Here is a 17,294-nt window from a genome sequence, read left to right on the forward strand (position 1 = left end):
GTCCGGCCCCGGGCGGACAGCCTGCCGCATCGAAGGGCGCCGACTCGACGTCAAGCGGCCTGGAGGTGGGCCGGGCGGTTCTGGTGCGACCGGACCAGCTGGTGGGGCGCCGCTCCGCGGGGTGCCGCGCAGCGCGGCCGGACGCTCGTCTGTGCGGGCGAGTTGCCGGCGGGAAGCGCATCCGACGCGAGGAGGGCCTTCAGTGAGGCGACATCACCGGTCCGGGCCGCCGCGCTGAAGGACGCGACGAGCCGGCGGTGCGCCGCCGTGTTCACGGTCACCTGCCGCGCGGTCGAAAGGTGCTTGCGGGCACGGGTCAGGATCTGCCGTGCGTTGACGATGCTGACCTGCAGGGTCTCGGCCAGCTCGCGATAGTCGTAGTCGAATGCCTCGCGCAGTACGTAGGCCGCACGCTCCGTGGGGTTCAGTCGTTCCATGACGAGCAGGAGAGCGACCTCGAGGTCCTCCGTCCGCTCGGTGTCCGCCTCCAGGTCCGAGCCCGCGTCGACGGGTTCGGGAAGCCGGGGCCCGACGTAGGTCTCCCGGCATATCCGCGCGGATCGAGCGACGTTGATGGCCAGGCGGGTCGTCGCCGTGACGAGGAAGGCCTGCGGATTGACGACCTTGGAGCGATCGGTCCTCTGCCAGCGCAGCCATACGTCCTGGACCACGTCCTCGGCCTCGACCCTGCTACCGAGCACGCGATACGCGACGCTCATCAGACGTGGTCTGACCTTCCAGAAGGAATACGCGGTTTCCTCGAGGGTGCTCGCAGTGGGACAGGTGTCGGGATTCATGGGTGCTGACGTTTCCATTTCTGTCGTTGCCGATATTCCGCCCTGCCGTCCGAGAAAAGGTTCAGGACGCCGTCAGCGAGACATCCGGCACCTGCCGTCTCGGCGCGATCGAGTCCTCGACGGACCCATGGACCGTACGGAACAGAAGCCCGCGCTGGCGGGCGGGATCGGTGAGCAGTCCGTGCAGACAGCGTCGCCCGTAGTGCAGACGGGATTTCGCGGTGCTGGGAGGGATGCTCAGGATCTCCGCGATCTCCGTGGGGGAGAAGTCTTCGACATAGGCCAGGTACACGACGATGGCGAGTTTGCGCGGGAGTTGCTGCAGCGCGAGGTTCAGCGCGTCCTGCGACAGTCGGCCCACGGGCTGCGCGTCGGTGGTCTCGGGAGTGTGCGACGTAGGGCGCCGTCGCTCATCGCGGGCATCGAGCGCGGCCTCGGCCAGGAACCGGAACATCCACATCCGGGCATCCGTCTGCCAGGTCAGTGACCCGAAGGAGTCGAAGGCCCTGAGGTAGGTCTCCTCGATCAAGGCCTCGGCGTCGCTACGATCGCGGGTCATCCGCAGGGCGGCCGCGTACAACCGGTCGATGAACGGCATGGCCACCTGGTGGAAGAGTGCGAAGAGTTCGGCCGGGTCCGCCGCGGCCGCGGCGGGGCCGGCCCCGTCCGCGGCGCCGGTGTTCGCCGGGGCGGCCGGCCCTGGGTCCGTACTGTCGGCGACAGGGAGGCGTCGATGCTTGTGCGGCAAGACGTCTCGTCGTGTGCGGACACTGCTCGCGCGGCCCGGAACCCTCGGGGCAGGACCGCGCTCCGCCCGGGTGCGAACGACGTTTCCTTCGAGGGCTCCGGTTCCGCCTGTGACGACGGTGACCCTGTGTCCGGTGGATCGGGATGAGGTGTCGGGCATGGGGAGCTCCAGTACCGGTGCGGAGGGCAGGTGAGTCGTGCTTGGCGGTGCGGGCATACCGGCGTACCGGCTGCACCGGCGCATCGTTGGCCTGTGCGCCGGAACGCGTTGCCAGTCTGGCCGCAAGGCCGTCACCGATGCCTCGGTCACACGACTGCACAGTCGGGCCGGAGGCATAGGTAGAGGCATGAGTAAGGGTGTCTGTCGCCGTAGGTACGCGCAGGCAGTGCGCGGTTCGCGGACGCCGGTGCGAGATACTCCCGAGATGGGTACACGCACATCCCCGACCAGCCCGCCGGTCACGATACGGAGGGCCGTCGCGCGGGATGCGAAGCGGCTCACGCGGCTCGTGCGGGGCTCCGGCGCTTACCGGGGTGAGTACGCGGCCGCGGTCGAGGGCTACCGGGTCGGTCCTGATTACATCGAGGCCCATCGCACCTTCGTGGCCGTCGGCGCCGACGAGCAGGGAGGCCGGGTCCTCGGGTTCTACTCGCTCGTCCTCGAGCCTCCGGAGCTCGACCTGCTGTTCGTCGCCGACGAAGCGCAAGGACGGGGTATCGGACGGCTGCTCGTGTCGCACATGCGGTCCGAGGCCCGTGCCGCCGGGCTCGACCGTCTCAAGGTCGTGTCGCATGTTCCCGCCGAGGACTTCTACCACCGCGTCGGTGCGGTGCGGACCGGGACCGCGCTCGCGAACCCGCCCGCCGTGCCGTGGGACCGTCCCGAATTCGAGTTTCGGATTCCTCCGGAATGACGCGCCGTGCCACCCGAAACCGGCAGGTGGTACGGGACGCCGGACGTCGTGGCACGCACGGTTACGGCACCGTGGCCCACCAGGGGACGACCGTTTCGTTCACCGTGTGGTGTTCGAGGTGCTGGTTGGGGAGATCCCGGAGAGCTTTCAGGTGAGTCACCGGTCCCGTGCCGGGCCCGTCCTGGGGAGGGGGCAGGAGCCGTTAGGTTGGGACCGGGAATGTGAGCGCTCGTGGGAGATGAGAGGGTCTGACGGGTGAGCGAGACACCACTGAACACCCTGCAGTACCGCTTCGACGGGCCAGAAGACGCTCCGGTCCTGATCCTGGGGCCGTCCCTGGGTACCACCTGGCACATGTGGGACCGGCAGGTCCCCGAGCTGATCAAGCAGTGGCGCGTCTTCCGGTTCGACCTGCCCGGACACGGCGGCGCCCCCGCCTACCCCGCGGGCTCCGTCGGCGACCTCACCGCCCGGCTGCTCGCCACCCTCGACGGCCTGGGCGTGCACCGCTTCGGGTACGCGGGCTGCGCCCTCGGCGGCGCCGTCGGGGCGGAGCTCGCCCTGCGCCACCCCCAGCGCGTCGCCTCGCTCGCCCTGATCGCGACCTCGCCCCGCTTCGGCACCGCCGACGAGTTCCGCCAGCGCGGCGTGATCGTGCGGTCGAACGGTCTGGACCCGATCGCCCGCAGCGCGCCGGACCGCTGGTTCACCGGCGGGTTCGCCGCCGCCCAGCCCGCGATCACCGAGTGGGCCGTGCAGATGGTGCGCACCACCGACCCCGGCTGCTACATCGCCAACTGCGAGGCGCTCGCCGGCTTCGACATGCGGCACGAACTCGGCCGCATCGGCGTGCCCACGCTGGTCCTGGTCGGCTCGGAGGACCAGATCACCGGCCCCGCGCAGGCCCGCACACTGGTCGCCGGGATCCCGGACGCCCGCCTCGCGGTCGTACCCGGCGCCTCCCACCTGGTGCCCGTCGAGCAGCCCGCCGCCGTCACGGACCTGCTGGTCACGCACTTCTCCACGGCATGGCAGCCGGCGTTCGACGCCACCGGCCAGATGGCCATCCAGGCCGCTCCGGTCAAGCCGGTCCTCGCCGCGCCGCCGCCCCCGCAGATCACCCCCGTCGCCGAGATCGCCGCGCCGCTGGTGGACCCGCAGGCGAACGGCCGGCCGGACCCCTACGAGGCCGGGATCAAGGTGCGCCGCGAGGTGCTCGGCGACGCGCACGTGGACCGGGCGCTCGCGCAGGCCGACGAGTTCTCCGGCGACTTCCAGGAGTTCGTGACCCGCTACGCCTGGGGCGAGGTCTGGAACCGGCCGGGCCTGGACCGCCGTACCCGCAGCTGCGTCACCCTGACCGCCCTGGTCGCGGGCGGACACCTGGACGAGCTGGCCTTCCACACCCGCGCCGCGCTGCGCAACGGCCTCACCCCGGCCGAGATCAAGGAGGTGCTGCTCCAGGCCGCCGTCTACTGCGGCGTCCCCGCGGCGAACAGCGCGTTCAAGGTCGCCCAGAAGGTCATCCGGGAGGAGACCACGCCCCACGAGTGAGCCGCCCCCCACGCGCACCTGTCGTGGACCTTGGGCAGGATGGATGGCATGAAGCTCACCAAGAAGACGCACTCCTGCGTCCGGCTGGAGAAGGACGGCCGGACGCTCGTCATCGACCCGGGCGGATTCAGCGAGCCGGACGCCGCGGCCGGCGCCGAGGCGATCCTCGTCACACACGAGCACACCGACCACTTCGACGAGGAGCGGCTGCGCACGGCGCTGGACGCCGACCCGGCCGCCGCGATCTGGACCCTGAAGTCCGTCGCGGACAAGGTCGCGGCGGCCTTCCCCGGCCGGGTGCACACCGTCGGGCACGGCGACACCTTCACCGCCGCGGGCTTCGAGGTCCAGGTGCACGGCGAGCTGCACGCCGTGATCCACCCGGACATCCCGCGCATCACCAACGTGGGGTTCCTGGTCGACGGCAGCGTCTTCCACCCCGGCGACGCGCTCACCGTCCCGGACCGGCCGGTGGAGACCCTGATGCTGCCGGTCATGGCCCCCTGGAACAAGATCTCCGAGGTCATCGACTACGTCCGCGAGGTCCGGCCGCAGCGCGCCTACGACGTCCACGACGCCCTGCTCACCGACCTCGCCCGCCCGATCTACGACAGGCAGGTCGGCGCCCTGGGCGGCTCCGAGCACCTGCGGCTGACGCCGGGGGAGTCCGCGCGACTGTGACGGGGACGGGCCGGGACGCGTTGTCGGACCCGCCGGGTAGGTTGTGAAGCATGCGCATCGCGACCTGGAACGTGAACTCGATCACCGCCCGCCTGCCCCGCCTGCTGGCCTGGCTGGAGAGCAGCGGCACGGACGTGCTGTGCCTCCAGGAGGCCAAGGTCGCCGAGGAGCAGTTCCCCGTCGACCAGCTGCGTGAGCTGGGCTACGAGGCCGCGGTGCACGCCACCGGCCGGTGGAACGGCGTCGCGGTGCTCTCCCGGGTCGGCATCGAGGACGTGGTCAAGGGCCTGCCCGGCGACACCGGGTACGACGGCTCGACGGAGCCCCGCGCCCTCGCCGCGACCTGCGGTCCGGTCCGCGTCTGGTCGGTCTACGTGCCGAACGGGCGTGAGGTCGACCACGCCCACTACGCGTACAAGCTCCACTGGCTGGAGGCGCTGAAGGCGACCGTCGCCGGCGACGCGGGTGGCAGCCGCCCCTTCGCGGTGCTCGGCGACTTCAACGTGGCGCCGACCGACGACGACGTCTACGACGTGGCCGCCTTCGAGGGCCTCACCCACGTCACCCCCGCCGAGCGCGCCGCGCTGGCCTCCCTGCGCGAGACGGGCCTGTCCGACGTCGTCCCGCGCCCCCTGAAGTACGACCACCCGTACACCTACTGGGACTACCGCCAGCTCGCCTTCCCCAAGAACCGCGGCATGCGGATCGACCTGGTCTACGGCAACAAGCCCTTCGCGAAGGCCGTCAAGGACGCGTACGTGGACCGTGAGGAGCGCAAGGGCAAGGGCGCCTCGGACCACGCGCCGGTCGTGGTGGACCTGGAGGTCTAGGGTCCGCGCGAAGGCGGCGGGGCGGCGCGCCCCGGCCGTCACAGCAGCGTCAGGTCCACCGCGTCGGCCATCGCCGCCAGGCCCGCGTCGCCCGGGTGCAGATGGTCGCCGCTGTCGTACGCGGGCAGTATCCGCGACGGCTGCGCCGGGTCCCGTACGGCCGCGTCGAAGTCCAGCACGCCGTCGAAGACGTCGTCGTCGTTCCGCCGGATCCAGTCGTTGGCGGCGGTCCGCTCGGTCTCCAGGGCCGCAGTGCAGCGCGGTTCGCCGCCGCACGGCACCAGGGTCGCCGCCAGTACCCGCAGCCCGCGCTCGTGCGCCCGCTCGGCGATCTCCCGCAGCCCCTCGGTCAGCTGCTCCGCGCTCCGGCCCGCCAGCAGGTCGTTGATGCCTTCCAGGACGATCGCCGTGCGCACCGAGGTCTGGGCGTGCACGTCCCGGTCCAGCCGGTGCAGCGCGCTCACGCCGGCCGCGTCCGTGGACACCCCGTCGCCGGGGTAGCGGTCGGCGACCACGCTGTTGCCCGCGATGCCCTGGTTGAGCACCCCGTACCGCGGCACCGCGCTCTGCGCCCGCAGCCGCCCGGCCAGCACGTCGGGCCAGCGCCGGTTGGCGTCCACGGTGGACTTGTCCCCGTCGGTGATCGAGTCGCCGAGCGCGACCACCGACCCGGGCCCGCCGGCCACGTCCACCCCGGTCAGCAGCGGCCAGTTCGTCAGGCCTCCGGTGTACGCGGTGGCGGCGCTCTCCCCGGTGTGGTCGCCCGGTTCGCTCAGATACGACCGCTGCTGCGCGAGCCGGTGCACGGGTGCCGCCGCGACCGGGCCGGGCAGATGGAAGCTCACCAGCAGCTCGTCTCCGGCGGGTACCTCGAAGGCGAGCGGATCGCTGTACGCCTGCGCCCCCGCCGGGATCTCGACATCCCGCGCCCCGCCGAACGTCAGCGGCACCGGCGTCGCCTGGGCCGCCGCGCCCGTGTCCTGCACGGCCACCGTCGCGCCGCCGATCCGTACCGGCGCCGCGGCGAACGTGTTGTCGAAGCGCAGCCGCACCCGGGGTCCGCCCACCGAGGTGTGCACCACCAGCCGCAGCGTCCGGTCGGTCCACGGGCCCACGGCCGGATACCCGGAGGTCGCCGTGGCCCAGCTGCCCGTCCAGCCGGTCGCGGCCGCGCGCACGGACAGGGCGAAGACATGCAGGTCGGGGGCGAGGGGCAGCTGCACGGAGGCGACGGACCGCCCCGCGTCGACGGGCACGGTCACGACGTACAGCCGTGCCTGCTCGGTGAGTTGACCGTCCGGCGTGTTGACGTGCGCCGTCGCCACCGCCTTGGTGGCGAGCGGCCCACGTCGCCAGTCGGGTGCGGTCAGCACGTACGGCGCGACGGTGCCGTCGGCGTAGGAGACGGTGCCTGAGGCGGTGAGATCGGCGCCGGACGTGCTCGCGACCAGGAAGGCGAGCGCGTCGCCCTGGCCGGGCAGCACCACGCTCTGGCCGTCGGCCCGCACGTTGTCCGGCCCGCCCGCGACGGGGTCCGGCCAGGTCAGCGTGGCACCCTGGACGGTGAGCGCCCGGCCGGGCGTCCAGCCGGCGCCGGTGAGGTCCTGGGCGGACAGCGAGGCGCCGGCGCCGTCGAAGTCGGCCGCCGCGGGGCTCGCGTCGTCGCTGACGGCGGTGTTGTCGAAGAGCTGCTCCAGCGGCAGCGGCGCGGCCCGGTCGCGGTCCTGCTCGGCCTGCGCCGAGGCCGTGGGCAGCACGGACGCGATCAGCACGAGAACGACCGCGGCCCCCCGGACACCTCGGCGTACCAAGCGATCCTCCAGCTCTCGGGTGTGACGGCGCGGTGGTGCGGCGATGATCGCGAAGCTAGGGAGAAGGTGGGGTCGGGTCAACGAACCATGCGCGAACTCGGTGTGAAACCGCCCGGACGACCGGATGTGACCGTCCGCGCGCCTGTGGTGCGCACGCGGGTGCGAATGACAGGCTGGAGGTATGAACATCCCTTTCCTGGGCCACCGACGCCGCAGGCCCGGGGTCTTCGACCCCGAGGGCATCGCCGAGCTCCTGGCCGAGTGCGAGCTGCTCCGTTCCCAGGCGGGCCGGGCTGGCGTCCAACTCGACGACACCGTGGACTCGTTGGAGGCGCTCGACCAGCTGCTGCCGCGCTGGCGGGACGACGAGGAGATCCTGCCCTGGCTGGGCAACGACGCGGGTCTGTATCTCGGCACGGTGATCGTGCGGACCGTGCCCGGCGCGGTCTGGGAGATCTGGCCGGACGGCCAGCCGGTGGTGCGGCTGGAGTCCGGCCGTGAGTTCGACGTCGTGACCTCCGGCCAGGAGTGGGCCGCCAGCGGGGCGCCCGAGCTGTCCCAGCTGTACGCCGAAGTGGCCGAATCCTGACCCTTATGATCAATTGCGGTTAAATACGGCTTATGCCCGAAAGTGCGTGTCGGGCATCAACGCCTTCCCCGTCTGGATAGTTTGCGGCAGCCACGGAACGGCCGACAGTGACTGGGGGAGAGCATGGCCGTCGATCCACCGATCGAGTGCCTGCCCGGTGCCACACCCTCGCCGACCGCGTGCGAACGCCGTCGAACGCGGGCCGTGACAGGCCGCGTTCGCGTCCGGCGCAGGTACGAGGCGGCTCACGCGCTGCGCCCTCGCGCCCCAGGCCCCCTCCGCTACGGCCGGACGACTCCTCGCGCCCCGGCCTCGACTAGGATGTGCCGTTCAGCCCTGTGATGGGTGCTCCCCCCACGGCCCCTCGGCCGCAGGGGCAGCGGTACCCCGAGCCAGGCCCGTCCGGCGGCGGCCGGAGATCACTGTTCGCGCAGCGGAATCGACACGTACGACGGGTCGTTCGCGGGCGAGGAGAAGGTCAGCCGCGCGCCGGACGGGTTGTGCTCGATGTAGAGCGGGTCGACCGTGTCGACCACCAGGGCGAGCCGATGGCCCTTCGGCACGTCGTAGGCCGTGGAGAACAGCTCCAGATCGACACCGAACGGCTGTCCGGGCGTGCGGCCGTGGAAGGTGTACGGCGCGTTGGTGACCAACTTGCCCACGCCGAGCGGCCCCACGTCGTACAGGTAGGCGACGAGGGTTCCGCTCCCGGCGGTCGGCGTGAGGGTCGTGTGCAGCTTCGCCGTGCCGCGCACCTGCTGGGCCGTCGCGTACCGCTCGGACTGCCATACGGCGGCCCAGCGGCGCGGCAGCAGCGGGATCGAGGCCGTCGGGGGCAAGCGGGCGATCTGGTCGAGGAGGCTGGACAGGAAGAGGACGCCGCCGTCCGCCCCGGAGTTGACGTCGGTGCGGATCGTGGTGGAGCCGGCGAGGTCGATCTTCCGGCTGGTCGCGGCGACCGACTTCCAGTCCGGGTAGCCCTCGTAGCCGCCGCCCGTGCGGGACTTGAGGCGGACCGGCTGTTCGCGGTCGACCCCATTGTCCTCGCCCCTGAGATGGTGGTCGAACCAGCGCCCGGTGTCGGTCCAGACGTCGTTGGGCAGGCCGAGCAGGCCGGTCGCCTCCGCGGTGGCGTGGTCGCCGGGGCGCAGTTCGAGTCTCTTCGGGACCGTCAGCCGCTCGTAGAAGTCGGCGTACTGGTTGGGCGGGAAGATCGTGTCGCCCCAGGCGTTGGCGAGCAGGATCGCGGCGCCGTTGTCGTTGATCCGGTCGAGGTAGGTCGCGGGGGAACGTTTCTTCCCCCAGGCGATCAGCTCGGGCTCCTTCTCGAGGCGGGAGGCGAGGAAGTCGTCGAAGACCTGCCGGAGTTCGGCGCTGGGCCGCCCGGTCAGCTGTCCCGCGCCCTGCAACAGGGTGGCGGCCTGGGCGTGCTGGGTCCGGCCGGAGTAGATCGAGTCGATCAGGTCGGCCCAGCCGCTGAGGGCGGCGACGGCCCGGACGCGCTTGTCGTGGGCGGCGGCCAGCAGGCTGATGCCCGCGCCGTAGGAGACGCCCGCCATGCCGACGCGCCGCGCGTCGGACGGGGTGTGGGCGAGCGCCCAGTCGATGACCCTGGAGGCGTCGGCCACGTCGGGTGGGCCGGCGACCTCGATGCGGCCGCCGGACTGCCAGAAGCCCCGGGTGTTGTAAGTGACCACGACGTAGCCGGAGTCGGCGAACTTCTGGGCCTGCGCGAGGTACTCGATCTGGGGTGTGGCCCAGCTCGTGGGCAGCACCAGCAGCGGGTGACGGCGGCCGGCGTCGGCGCCCGCGGGCGTGACGACGTTCGCCTTGAGGACCGTGCCGCCGTCGCCGGTGATGTCGACGAAGCGGACGGTGGGCGGGGCCGCTTGGGCGGCGGGGGAGAGCCCGAGGGCGCTACCGGCGACCAGGGTCGCGGCGACGGCGCCCACGGCAGTCGTACGCAGGGCCTTGCGAGGGAGTCCCACGGGTCACTCCTCACTCGTGTCAGTGCAAAGTGACCCGACGGTAACCTCGGCGGCTTACCGCAGGTAACCCATCGGTAAGTTACGTGAAAGTAACAATCATTGAAAGGTACGCGACAGGCTACGACGCCCGGTGCGAGGAGCGTGCCGGGGCGGGGGTGGGTATCGGTGCCTGCGCCGCCCGGGTCACGTCGGCGACCAGCTCGACCACGTCCGGGCCGTAGGCCTGCGAGTTCACCACCTTCAGCAGCAGCACGAAGGTGTGGTTGCCGTGCTTGCGCGCCAGCCGCTCGTGGTGGCGGGCGAGATAGCGGGTGGCCGCCTGGTTGGTGATCGCCCGCTGGCCGCAGAAGAGGAACACCGGTCTCGACTCGCCCGCGATGACACGGGCCAGCAGGACGTACTCCGTGACGCCAGGCTCCATGCGGTAGCGCTCGCTGCCGATCTGGAACGCGCCGCGGTCCGGGCCCGGTTCGGCGTCGATGTTGACGCGCACGCCCGGCAGCATCGCCGACATGTGGGCGAGCATCCGCCGGTTCGAGCCCGGCCCGCCCACACAGAACTCGGTTCGCTCGCCGAAGCCCTGCTGCGCCGCGTCCTGGGTGACCACCTGGGTGTTCGCCCCGCAGTCCTTGATGAGCGCGGAGAGTTCCAGCAGGGCGAACACGTCGTGGCGGTGCACCGCCAGGTCCGGGCTGCCGGCGTCCCGGTTCACCACCAGCAGGGACTCGGAGTTGTCGGGCAGACCGAAGAAGGCCTGCTTGCGCCGGAGCTTGCGCTTCCAGAGATAGGTGCGGGCCACCCAGCCGATCGCGGCGCTGAGGCCGGCCGCGATCACGCCGAGGACGATGTTGCGCACGTCGTCAGTCATGGGCGCGCATGGTAGCGGGCGCAGGGAAACCGTGTTCGAGTGGTGAGTGAGGGTACGCGTGCGCGCTCCTGACGCGGGCATGTCCATGGATTAGGCTGCGCGAACGGTCCCTGACTGGAGGTGCGGATGCGTCGCCCTGTCGTGCGGAAACTGACGGTTCTGGCGGTGTCGGCCGCCGTGGTGTCCGTGGGGGCCGCGGCGCCCCCGGCACCTCGGACGGCGCCGGCGCAGAAGGTCCCGGTCGCCGTGGGGTACGGCGGCGCGGTGTCGAGTGTCGACGCGGACGCCTCCGCCGCCGGCATCGAGGTGCTCAGGAAGGGCGGCAACGCCGTCGACGCGGCGGTGGCCACCGCCGCCGCGCTGGGGGTCACCGAGCCCTACTCCGCCGGAATCGGCGGGGGCGGCTACTTCGTCCTCTACGACGCCTCGTCCCGCACCGTGCACACGATCGACGGCCGCGAGACGGCGCCGCTGAGCGCCGACGAGAACCTCTTCGTGGAGAACGGCAAGCCCGTTCCCTTCGCCGAGGCCGTCACCAGCGGACTGAGCGTCGGCACCCCCGGCACCCCCGCGACCTGGCAGACGGCGCTCAGGAGTTGGGGCAGCAAACCGCTGCGCACCCTGCTGGAGCCCGCCGAACGGCTCGCCCGCGAGGGCTTCACCGTCGACGCCACCTTCCGCGCGCAGACCGCGGCCAACGAGGCCCGGTTCCGCAACTTCCCCGACACCGCCAAGCTCTTCCTGCCCGGCGGCGAACTGCCCGTCGTCGGCTCGACCCTCACCAACGGCGATCTGGCCGCCACCTACGACGAACTGGGCCGCAAGGGCGTCGACACGCTGTACCGGGGCAAGCTGGCCGAGGACATCGTCGACACCGTGGGCCGGCCCCCGGTGGACGCCTCCTCCGGCTACCGCGCCCGCCCCGGCGACCTGTCGCTGCGGGACCTGGCCACCTACCGCACCAAGAGGCAGGCGCCCTCCCGGACCACCTACCGGGGCCTCGGGGTCTACTCGATGGCGCCCTCCTCCTCGGGCGGCACCACGGTCGGCGAGGCCTTGAACATGCTGGAGCGCGGCGACCTCTCCAAGAAGCGGACCAGTCAGGAGCGGTACCTGCACCGCTTCATCGAGGCGAGCCGCATCGCCTTCGCCGACCGGGGGCGCTGGGTCGGTGACCCCGCCTTCGAGGACGTACCGACCAAGGAACTGCTCTCGCAGCGCTACGCCGACTCGCGGGCCTGCCTGATCAAGGACGACGCGGTACTGACCAGCCCGGTCGCGCCGGGCGATCCGCGTGACCCCGCGGCGTGCGCCACCGGCGGCACGCCGGCCCCCACCACGTACGAGGGCGACAGCACCACCCACCTCACCACGGCCGACCGGTGGGGCAACGTCGTCTCCTACACGCTCACCATCGAGCAGACCGGCGGCAGCGGCATCACCGTCCCCGGCCGCGGCTTCCTGCTCAACAACGAGCTGACCGACTTCTCCTTCACCCCGGCGAACCCGGCCGTGCACGACCCGAACCTGCCGGGCCCGGGCAAGCGCCCGCGCTCCTCGATGTCGCCGACGATCGTGCTCGACGGGCACGGCAGGCCCGTGGTGGCCCTGGGCTCGCCCGGCGGCGCCACCATCATCACCACCGTGCTCCAGACGCTGACCGGGTTCCTGGACCGGGGGCTGCCCCTGGTCGACGCGATCGCCGCGCCCCGGGCCAGCCAGCGCAACGCCGCGCAGACCGAGCTGGAGCCGGGCCTGTACGACGACGTCGCGCTGCGCAAGCGGCTGGAGGACATCGGCCACTCCTTCCGCCTCAACCCGGAGATCGGCGCCACCACCGGTGTCCAGCGGCTGCCCGACGGCAAGTGGCTGGCGGCGGCCGAGACCACCCGCCGCGGCGGCGGCTCCGCGATGGTGGTGCGCCCCGCCCGGTGATGAGCTATGCCGCCGCGCCCTCGGTGCGGAAGGCCAGCCTGCCGTTCTCCTCCTCGACCCGTACCCGGTCGCCGTCCTTGACCTGGCCGTCGAGGAGGAGACGGGAGAGCTGGTTGTCCACCTCGCGCTGGATGGTGCGGCGCAGTGGCCGGGCGCCGTACTCCGGCTCGTAGCCCTGGCGGGCCAGCAGGTCGACCGCCGGGTCGGAGAACTCGACCGCGATGCCCTGGGCGTGCATCAGGCGGCGGGTGCGCTCCAGCAGCAGGTTGGTGATCCGGTGCAGCTGTTCCGGCGTGAGCTGGCGGAAGAAGACGATCTCGTCGATCCGGTTGAGGAACTCCGGCCGGAAGTGCTCGCGCAGCGGTCGCAGGATCTGCTCGCGGCGCGCCTGTTCGTCCGCGTCGGCGCCGCCCGAGCCGAAACCGATGCCCGCGCCGCGCCGGGTGATCGCCTCGGAACCGAGATTGCTCGTCATCACGATCACCGTGTTGGTGAAGTCGACGGTGCGGCCCTGGGAGTCGGTGAGACGGCCGTCGTCGAGGACCTGCAGAAGGATGTTGAAGACGTCCGGGTGCGCCTTCTCCACCTCGTCGAGCAGCAGCAGGGAGTACGGGTGCCGGCGCACGACCTCGGTGAGCTGGCCGGCCTCCTCGTGGCCGACGTATCCGGGCGGCGCGCCCACCAGCCGGCTGACGGTGTGCCGTTCCTGGTACTCGCTCATGTCGAGGCGGACCATGCGCTCCTCGCTGCCGAACAGCGCCTCGGCGAGGGCACGGGCCAGCTCCGTCTTGCCGACCCCGGTCGGGCCGAGGAACAGGAAGCTGCCGATCGGCCGGTCGGGGCTGGCGAGCCCGGCGCGGGAGCGCATGACCGCCTCGGAGACGACCCGGACCGCCTCGTCCTGGCCCACGACCCGCTCGTGCAGGTGCTCCTCCAGGCCGAGCAGCCGCTCCTTCTCCTCCTCGGTCAGCCTGCTCACCGGGATGCCGGTCTGCCGCGACACCACTTCGGCGACGGCCTCGGTGGTGACCTCCAGGTTCTGGCCCTCGTCGGCCTGGCCGTCGCCGGAGGCCGCCGAGATCCGCTCCTTCAGCTCCGTGATCCGGTCCCGCAGCTGGGTGGCCCGCTCGTACTGCTCGGCGGCGGCCGCCTGGTCCTTGTCCCGGGCCAGCTGTTCGGCCTCCCGCTCCATCGCCCGGACGTCCGTGCCCTTGGTGCGGGCGCGCAGCCGCACCCGGGCGCCCGCCTGGTCGATCAGGTCGATGGCCTTGTCGGGCAGGCGCCGGTCGGTGAGATAGCGGTCGGACAGCTCGACGGCCGCCACCAGGGCCTCGTCGGTGTAGCGGACCTGGTGGTGGGCCTCGTAGCGGTCGCGCAGCCCGCGCAGGATCTCGATCGCGTCCGCCGGGGTCGGCTCGGGGACCAGGATCGGCTGGAAGCGGCGGGCCAGCGCCGCGTCCTTCTCGATCCGGCGGTACTCCTCCAGGGTGGTGGCCCCGACGATGTGCAGTTCGCCGCGGGCCAGGGCCGGCTTGAGGATGTTGCCCGCGTCCATGGAGCCGCCCTCACCGCCGCCGCCCGCGCCCACCACCGTGTGCAGCTCGTCGATGAAGACGATCAGCCGGTCGGAGTTGGCGCGGATCTCCCCGACGATGGTGTTGAGCCGCTCCTCGAAGTCGCCCCGGTAGCGCGTCCCGGCGACCACACCGGGCAGGTCCAGGGCGACCACCCGGCGCCCGATCAGCACGTCGGGCACGTCGCCGTCGGTGATCCGCTGCGCGAGCCCCTCCACGATCGCCGTCTTGCCGACGCCCGCGTCGCCGATGAGCACGGGGTTGTTCTTGCCGCGGCGGGAGAGCACCTCGATGGTCTGCTCGATCTCCTCGTCCCGCCCGATCACCGGGTCGATGCGGCCCTGCCGGGCCAGTTCGGTGAGATCGCGGCCGTACTTGTCGAGGGTCGGCGTGGCCGTGGGCCGCGCCTGCTCGGTGCGGGCCTGCGGGGCCTCCGGGGACTCGGTCGGCATCCCGCCCGGCGCGAACCGGGCCGCGCCCAGGATGTGCCCGGCGGCGGAGTCGGGATTGGCCGCGAGGGCGCTGAGCACGTGCTCGGGGCTGATGTAGCCGGTGCCGCCGGCACGGGCCAGGTCGTGCGCGTCCAGCAGGGCGCGCTTGACGGCCGGGGTGAGCGAGAGCGAGGTGGGCGGCGGCGCCTCGTTCTGCGGGTGCTGGACCGGGCCCGAGCGCTCGTCGATCTGCGAGGCCAGGCTGTCGGGGTCCGCCCCGGCCCGGCTGAGCAGGCTGCGGGTCGGCTCGGTGGAGAGGGCGGCGCGCAACAGGTGCTGGGTGTCGAGGTCCCGGCTGCCGTGCTCGGCCGCGTACTGGGCGGCGTCGCGCACCATGTCCCGGGCAGGCTGACTGAGCAGCCGGCCGATGTCGATCTGGCGGGGACCCGGACGAGGTCCGCCGAAGAAGCGGGCCAGGAATTCGCCGAACGGGTCCGAGTTCATGCCCTCCGGGCCGGGGAAGCCGCTGGTCATCACAGTTCCGTTTCGCTGGTCGGCGTACGGGTCTGCACGAGTGCGCCGGCGCCGCGCGGCTAAACGTGGGGCACGCTCCTGGCCACCTGTGCCTCTCACACCTTGGCACGATCGGGCGTGCGCGGCATGTGGGCGCCTGCCGCCCGGGCCCGCCCGCGGGGGCAGGCGCCGGGGCAGGGGGTGGCCGTCTTGAGCTGCACCGTGCAAATTACTATACCGGTATTAGAATGGCGCCATGGTGCGCACCCCTCTCACCCCCGAAGAGCGTGAACGCGGCGAGCGGCTCGGGCGGCTGCTGCGCGAGGCGCGCGGCGGCCGCAGCATGGCCGAGGTCGCGGCCGACGCCGGTCTCTCCGCGGAGACCCTCCGCAAGATCGAGACCGGCCGGGCCCCCACCCCGGCCTTCTTCACGGTGGCCGCGCTGGCCCGCGCGCTCGGCCTGTCCATGGACGAACTCGCCGGGGCGTGCGCGCCCGTGACGGTCTGAGGTCACCGGCGCGGGGCGGCCGGTCGGAGGCCGCCGCGTTCCGCCGGAAAACTCCCTGTGACCGCCCCGTAACACGACTGGTGTTGTCTACGGCCCGGAAGGCTTCGCTCCATACGGGGGTCGCGCGATGGCGGTGGGACAACTTCCTGTCCGGATCCAGGAGTTCGCGAACTACCTGACGGGCCTGCTGGCAGGCCTGGACCACGGCGCCGGGTGGTGCGCGGTGTTCTGGCAGCGGGACCCGGAGGGCATGCGGGCCTGCCTCGACGGGCGCGAGGTGCCGCCGTGGGACGTGGTCGAGGCGCTGCTGCACGATCTCGCCGCGCGGTACGGACCCGAGGCCGCCGACGCCGAGAAGGGCCGGGCCCGGCCCCTGCACGCCGCCGCGCTCCTCGCCTACGACACCCGCCCCGGCGGCCGGGACGCCCTCGCCGACCGACTCGACGTCATGCTCCGTGAACAGCGGTACGCCACCGAACGGCTCGCGGAGCTGGGGAGCTTACTGCCCACGGCCGCGAGCCGGGAGGCCGCCGACGCCCTCCGTCTGGACCTGGCGTGGGCCCGCGACGACCACACCCGCGCGACGGCGCGCTGCGCGGAACTCCGCCGGAGGATGGCCGACCTCGACCGCCGCGACGCGAACGCCCCCGACGCGGAGGGTGTCCAGCCCGCTCCCGGCACCCCCGGGTCGCCGGGCCCGGAGGCCGACCGTGGGGTGCAGCGCAGGCGCCGTCGGGGTGGGGCCCGGTTCGCCGGGGCGGCGGAGGAGGCGGCCGGCCCCGCCGCCCCGGCCCCGCCGGCGGTGCCCTTACTGCCCGAACCCGCCCCGGCCGGCGGTCGCGGCCCGCGCGGAGCGCGTTTCGCCGGGGCGCAGGAGGAGCCGGACGCCGCGGTGGCGCCACGGGCCGAGGCGGGAGACGCGGCCGGGGACGCGGCGGCGCGCCGTGCGGCCGCCGGGACGGTCGAGACGCTGCTGCGGCTGCGCGGCGAGGGGCGGACGGGGGAGGCCCACGTCCTGCTGGCGGAGGCCGCGCACGGGCCCGCCGCCGGCTTCCCGCCGCTCGCCGCCGCGATGGAGGCCGCCGGGCTCGGCGCCGACTGGGCAACGCTGCTGTGGGAGGCCGCCTCGCTGCCCGCCGGGCGGCTCGCCGCCGTGGCGGACAGGCTGGCCGCGGCGGGCCGGGAGGCGGACGGCGAGCAGATCCTGCGGCAGGGCGTGGGACGGCCCGCGTACGAGATCGGCCTCGCCGTGCTCGGGCTGACCGGGGAGGGCCGCCACCGCGAGGTGCGCGCCCTGCTCGACGCCTACGTCCGCGTCCGCACCCCCGAGGAGGCCGCGCGCAGCGCCGGCCCCGACCCGCAAACGCTCGTACCGCTCCTGCTGGAGGCCGCGCGAGGCGTCTCCGCCGAACGGCACCGCGACCTCACCCACGCCCTGCGGGTCGCCGGACTCACCGCCTAGCGGCGATCACCCACAGGAGTGCGAAACGGCGCCGGCTCCGCGGGTTGGCGACGATGGTCTTGGCAAGGCCTTCCCCTAGGCATACGTTCGTG

General features: G+C 72.7%; 14 protein-coding genes. 8 read left to right on the forward strand and 6 right to left on the reverse strand.

Going from position 1 to position 17,294, the window contains the following annotated elements:
* Window positions 1-50 precede the first annotated feature (50 nt).
* Both ACZ7LV_RS12755 and ACZ7LV_RS12760 read right to left on the reverse strand, forming a co-directional pair.
* Complete coding sequence (locus ACZ7LV_RS12755) at window positions 51-815, reverse strand: sigma-70 family RNA polymerase sigma factor (protein WP_471938630.1); 765 nt, start codon at window positions 813-815, stop codon at window positions 51-53.
* A gap of 43 nt (window positions 816-858) precedes the next feature.
* A complete protein-coding gene (locus tag ACZ7LV_RS12760) occupies window positions 859-1,545 on the reverse strand; it encodes an RNA polymerase sigma factor (RefSeq protein ID WP_471938632.1) in 687 nt (228 codons plus the stop codon).
* Between the two features lie 424 nt (window positions 1,546-1,969).
* Here ACZ7LV_RS12760 and ACZ7LV_RS12765 point away from each other — a divergent pair, with 424 nt between their 5' ends.
* The 4 genes from ACZ7LV_RS12765 to ACZ7LV_RS12780 all read left to right on the forward strand — a co-directional run bounded on the left by ACZ7LV_RS12765 (window position 1,970) and on the right by ACZ7LV_RS12780 (window position 5,523).
* A complete protein-coding gene (locus ACZ7LV_RS12765; RefSeq protein WP_471938634.1) occupies window positions 1,970-2,458 on the forward strand; it encodes a GNAT family N-acetyltransferase in 489 nt (162 codons plus the stop codon).
* Between the two features lie 255 nt (window positions 2,459-2,713).
* Window positions 2,714-4,012, forward strand: a complete 1,299-nt coding sequence (gene pcaDC, locus ACZ7LV_RS12770) for a bifunctional 3-oxoadipate enol-lactonase/4-carboxymuconolactone decarboxylase PcaDC (RefSeq protein WP_471938636.1) — start codon at window positions 2,714-2,716, stop codon at window positions 4,010-4,012.
* Between the two features lie 48 nt (window positions 4,013-4,060).
* Window positions 4,061-4,693, forward strand: coding sequence for an MBL fold metallo-hydrolase (locus ACZ7LV_RS12775; protein ID WP_471938638.1), 633 nt, complete (start codon window positions 4,061-4,063; stop codon window positions 4,691-4,693).
* A 50-nt stretch (window positions 4,694-4,743) separates the two neighbouring features.
* The gene (locus tag ACZ7LV_RS12780; RefSeq protein WP_471938640.1) at window positions 4,744-5,523 is read left to right on the forward strand and encodes an exodeoxyribonuclease III; all 780 of its coding nucleotides are present in this window, start codon (window positions 4,744-4,746) and stop codon (window positions 5,521-5,523) included.
* A gap of 38 nt (window positions 5,524-5,561) precedes the next feature.
* On the opposite strand, the gene ACZ7LV_RS12785 is transcribed toward ACZ7LV_RS12780, so the two are convergent.
* A complete protein-coding gene (locus tag ACZ7LV_RS12785; RefSeq protein WP_471938642.1) occupies window positions 5,562-7,295 on the reverse strand; it encodes an SGNH/GDSL hydrolase family protein in 1,734 nt (577 codons plus the stop codon).
* Between the two features lie 220 nt (window positions 7,296-7,515).
* Between ACZ7LV_RS12785 and ACZ7LV_RS12790 the strand changes: the two genes are divergently transcribed.
* The gene (locus tag ACZ7LV_RS12790) at window positions 7,516-7,923 is read left to right on the forward strand and encodes a DUF6278 family protein (protein ID WP_401665581.1); all 408 of its coding nucleotides are present in this window, start codon (window positions 7,516-7,518) and stop codon (window positions 7,921-7,923) included.
* Between the two features lie 419 nt (window positions 7,924-8,342).
* On the opposite strand, the gene ACZ7LV_RS12795 is transcribed toward ACZ7LV_RS12790, so the two are convergent.
* Window positions 8,343-9,911, reverse strand: coding sequence for a CocE/NonD family hydrolase (locus tag ACZ7LV_RS12795; RefSeq protein ID WP_471938644.1), 1,569 nt, complete (start codon window positions 9,909-9,911; stop codon window positions 8,343-8,345).
* A gap of 118 nt (window positions 9,912-10,029) precedes the next feature.
* Window positions 10,030-10,779 carry a hypothetical protein gene (locus ACZ7LV_RS12800; RefSeq protein ID WP_471938646.1) on the reverse strand — a complete coding sequence of 250 codons (750 nt, stop codon included), beginning with the start codon at window positions 10,777-10,779 and terminating at the stop codon, window positions 10,030-10,032.
* 126 nt (window positions 10,780-10,905) lie between these two features.
* Between ACZ7LV_RS12800 and ggt the strand changes: the two genes are divergently transcribed.
* Window positions 10,906-12,714: a gamma-glutamyltransferase gene (ggt, locus tag ACZ7LV_RS12805; protein ID WP_471938648.1), complete on the forward strand. Its 1,809-nt coding sequence runs from the start codon at window positions 10,906-10,908 to the stop codon at window positions 12,712-12,714.
* A 4-nt stretch (window positions 12,715-12,718) separates the two neighbouring features.
* Here the strand turns inward: ggt and ACZ7LV_RS12810 are convergent, their stop codons facing one another.
* Window positions 12,719-15,253 carry an ATP-dependent Clp protease ATP-binding subunit gene (locus tag ACZ7LV_RS12810; protein WP_471938650.1) on the reverse strand — a complete coding sequence of 845 codons (2,535 nt, stop codon included), beginning with the start codon at window positions 15,251-15,253 and terminating at the stop codon, window positions 12,719-12,721.
* A gap of 235 nt (window positions 15,254-15,488) precedes the next feature.
* Here ACZ7LV_RS12810 and ACZ7LV_RS12815 point away from each other — a divergent pair, with 235 nt between their 5' ends.
* Both ACZ7LV_RS12815 and ACZ7LV_RS12820 read left to right on the forward strand, forming a co-directional pair.
* On the forward strand, window positions 15,489-15,740 hold the full coding sequence (locus tag ACZ7LV_RS12815; RefSeq protein WP_471938652.1) for a helix-turn-helix domain-containing protein: 252 nt from the start codon (window positions 15,489-15,491) through the stop codon (window positions 15,738-15,740).
* Window positions 15,741-15,867: 127 nt separating this feature from the next.
* Window positions 15,868-17,202 (forward strand): hypothetical protein, encoded by a 1,335-nt coding sequence (locus tag ACZ7LV_RS12820; RefSeq protein ID WP_471938654.1) that lies wholly within the window; start codon window positions 15,868-15,870, stop codon window positions 17,200-17,202.
* Window positions 17,203-17,294 lie beyond the last annotated feature (92 nt).

The organism is Streptomyces sp. NPDC107562, assembly GCF_055657325.1.

Excerpts from the sequence above, each read along its gene's own strand:
- ACZ7LV_RS12780 (WP_471938640.1), top strand. The coding sequence starts at position 4,744 with ATGCGCATCGCGACCTGGAACGTGAACTCGATCACCGCCCGCCTGCCC.
- ACZ7LV_RS12755 (WP_471938630.1), bottom strand. The coding sequence starts at position 815 with ATGGAAACGTCAGCACCCATGAATCCCGACACCTGTCCCACTGCGAGC.
- ACZ7LV_RS12815 (WP_471938652.1), top strand. The coding sequence starts at position 15,489 with ATGGTGCGCACCCCTCTCACCCCCGAAGAGCGTGAACGCGGCGAGCGG.
- ACZ7LV_RS12765 (WP_471938634.1), top strand. The coding sequence starts at position 1,970 with ATGGGTACACGCACATCCCCGACCAGCCCGCCGGTCACGATACGGAGG.
- ggt (WP_471938648.1), top strand. The coding sequence starts at position 10,906 with ATGCGTCGCCCTGTCGTGCGGAAACTGACGGTTCTGGCGGTGTCGGCC.
- ACZ7LV_RS12790 (WP_401665581.1), top strand. The coding sequence starts at position 7,516 with ATGAACATCCCTTTCCTGGGCCACCGACGCCGCAGGCCCGGGGTCTTC.
- ACZ7LV_RS12800 (WP_471938646.1), bottom strand. The coding sequence starts at position 10,779 with ATGACTGACGACGTGCGCAACATCGTCCTCGGCGTGATCGCGGCCGGC.
- ACZ7LV_RS12810 (WP_471938650.1), bottom strand. The coding sequence starts at position 15,253 with ATGACCAGCGGCTTCCCCGGCCCGGAGGGCATGAACTCGGACCCGTTC.
- ACZ7LV_RS12820 (WP_471938654.1), top strand. The coding sequence starts at position 15,868 with ATGGCGGTGGGACAACTTCCTGTCCGGATCCAGGAGTTCGCGAACTAC.
- ACZ7LV_RS12775 (WP_471938638.1), top strand. The coding sequence starts at position 4,061 with ATGAAGCTCACCAAGAAGACGCACTCCTGCGTCCGGCTGGAGAAGGAC.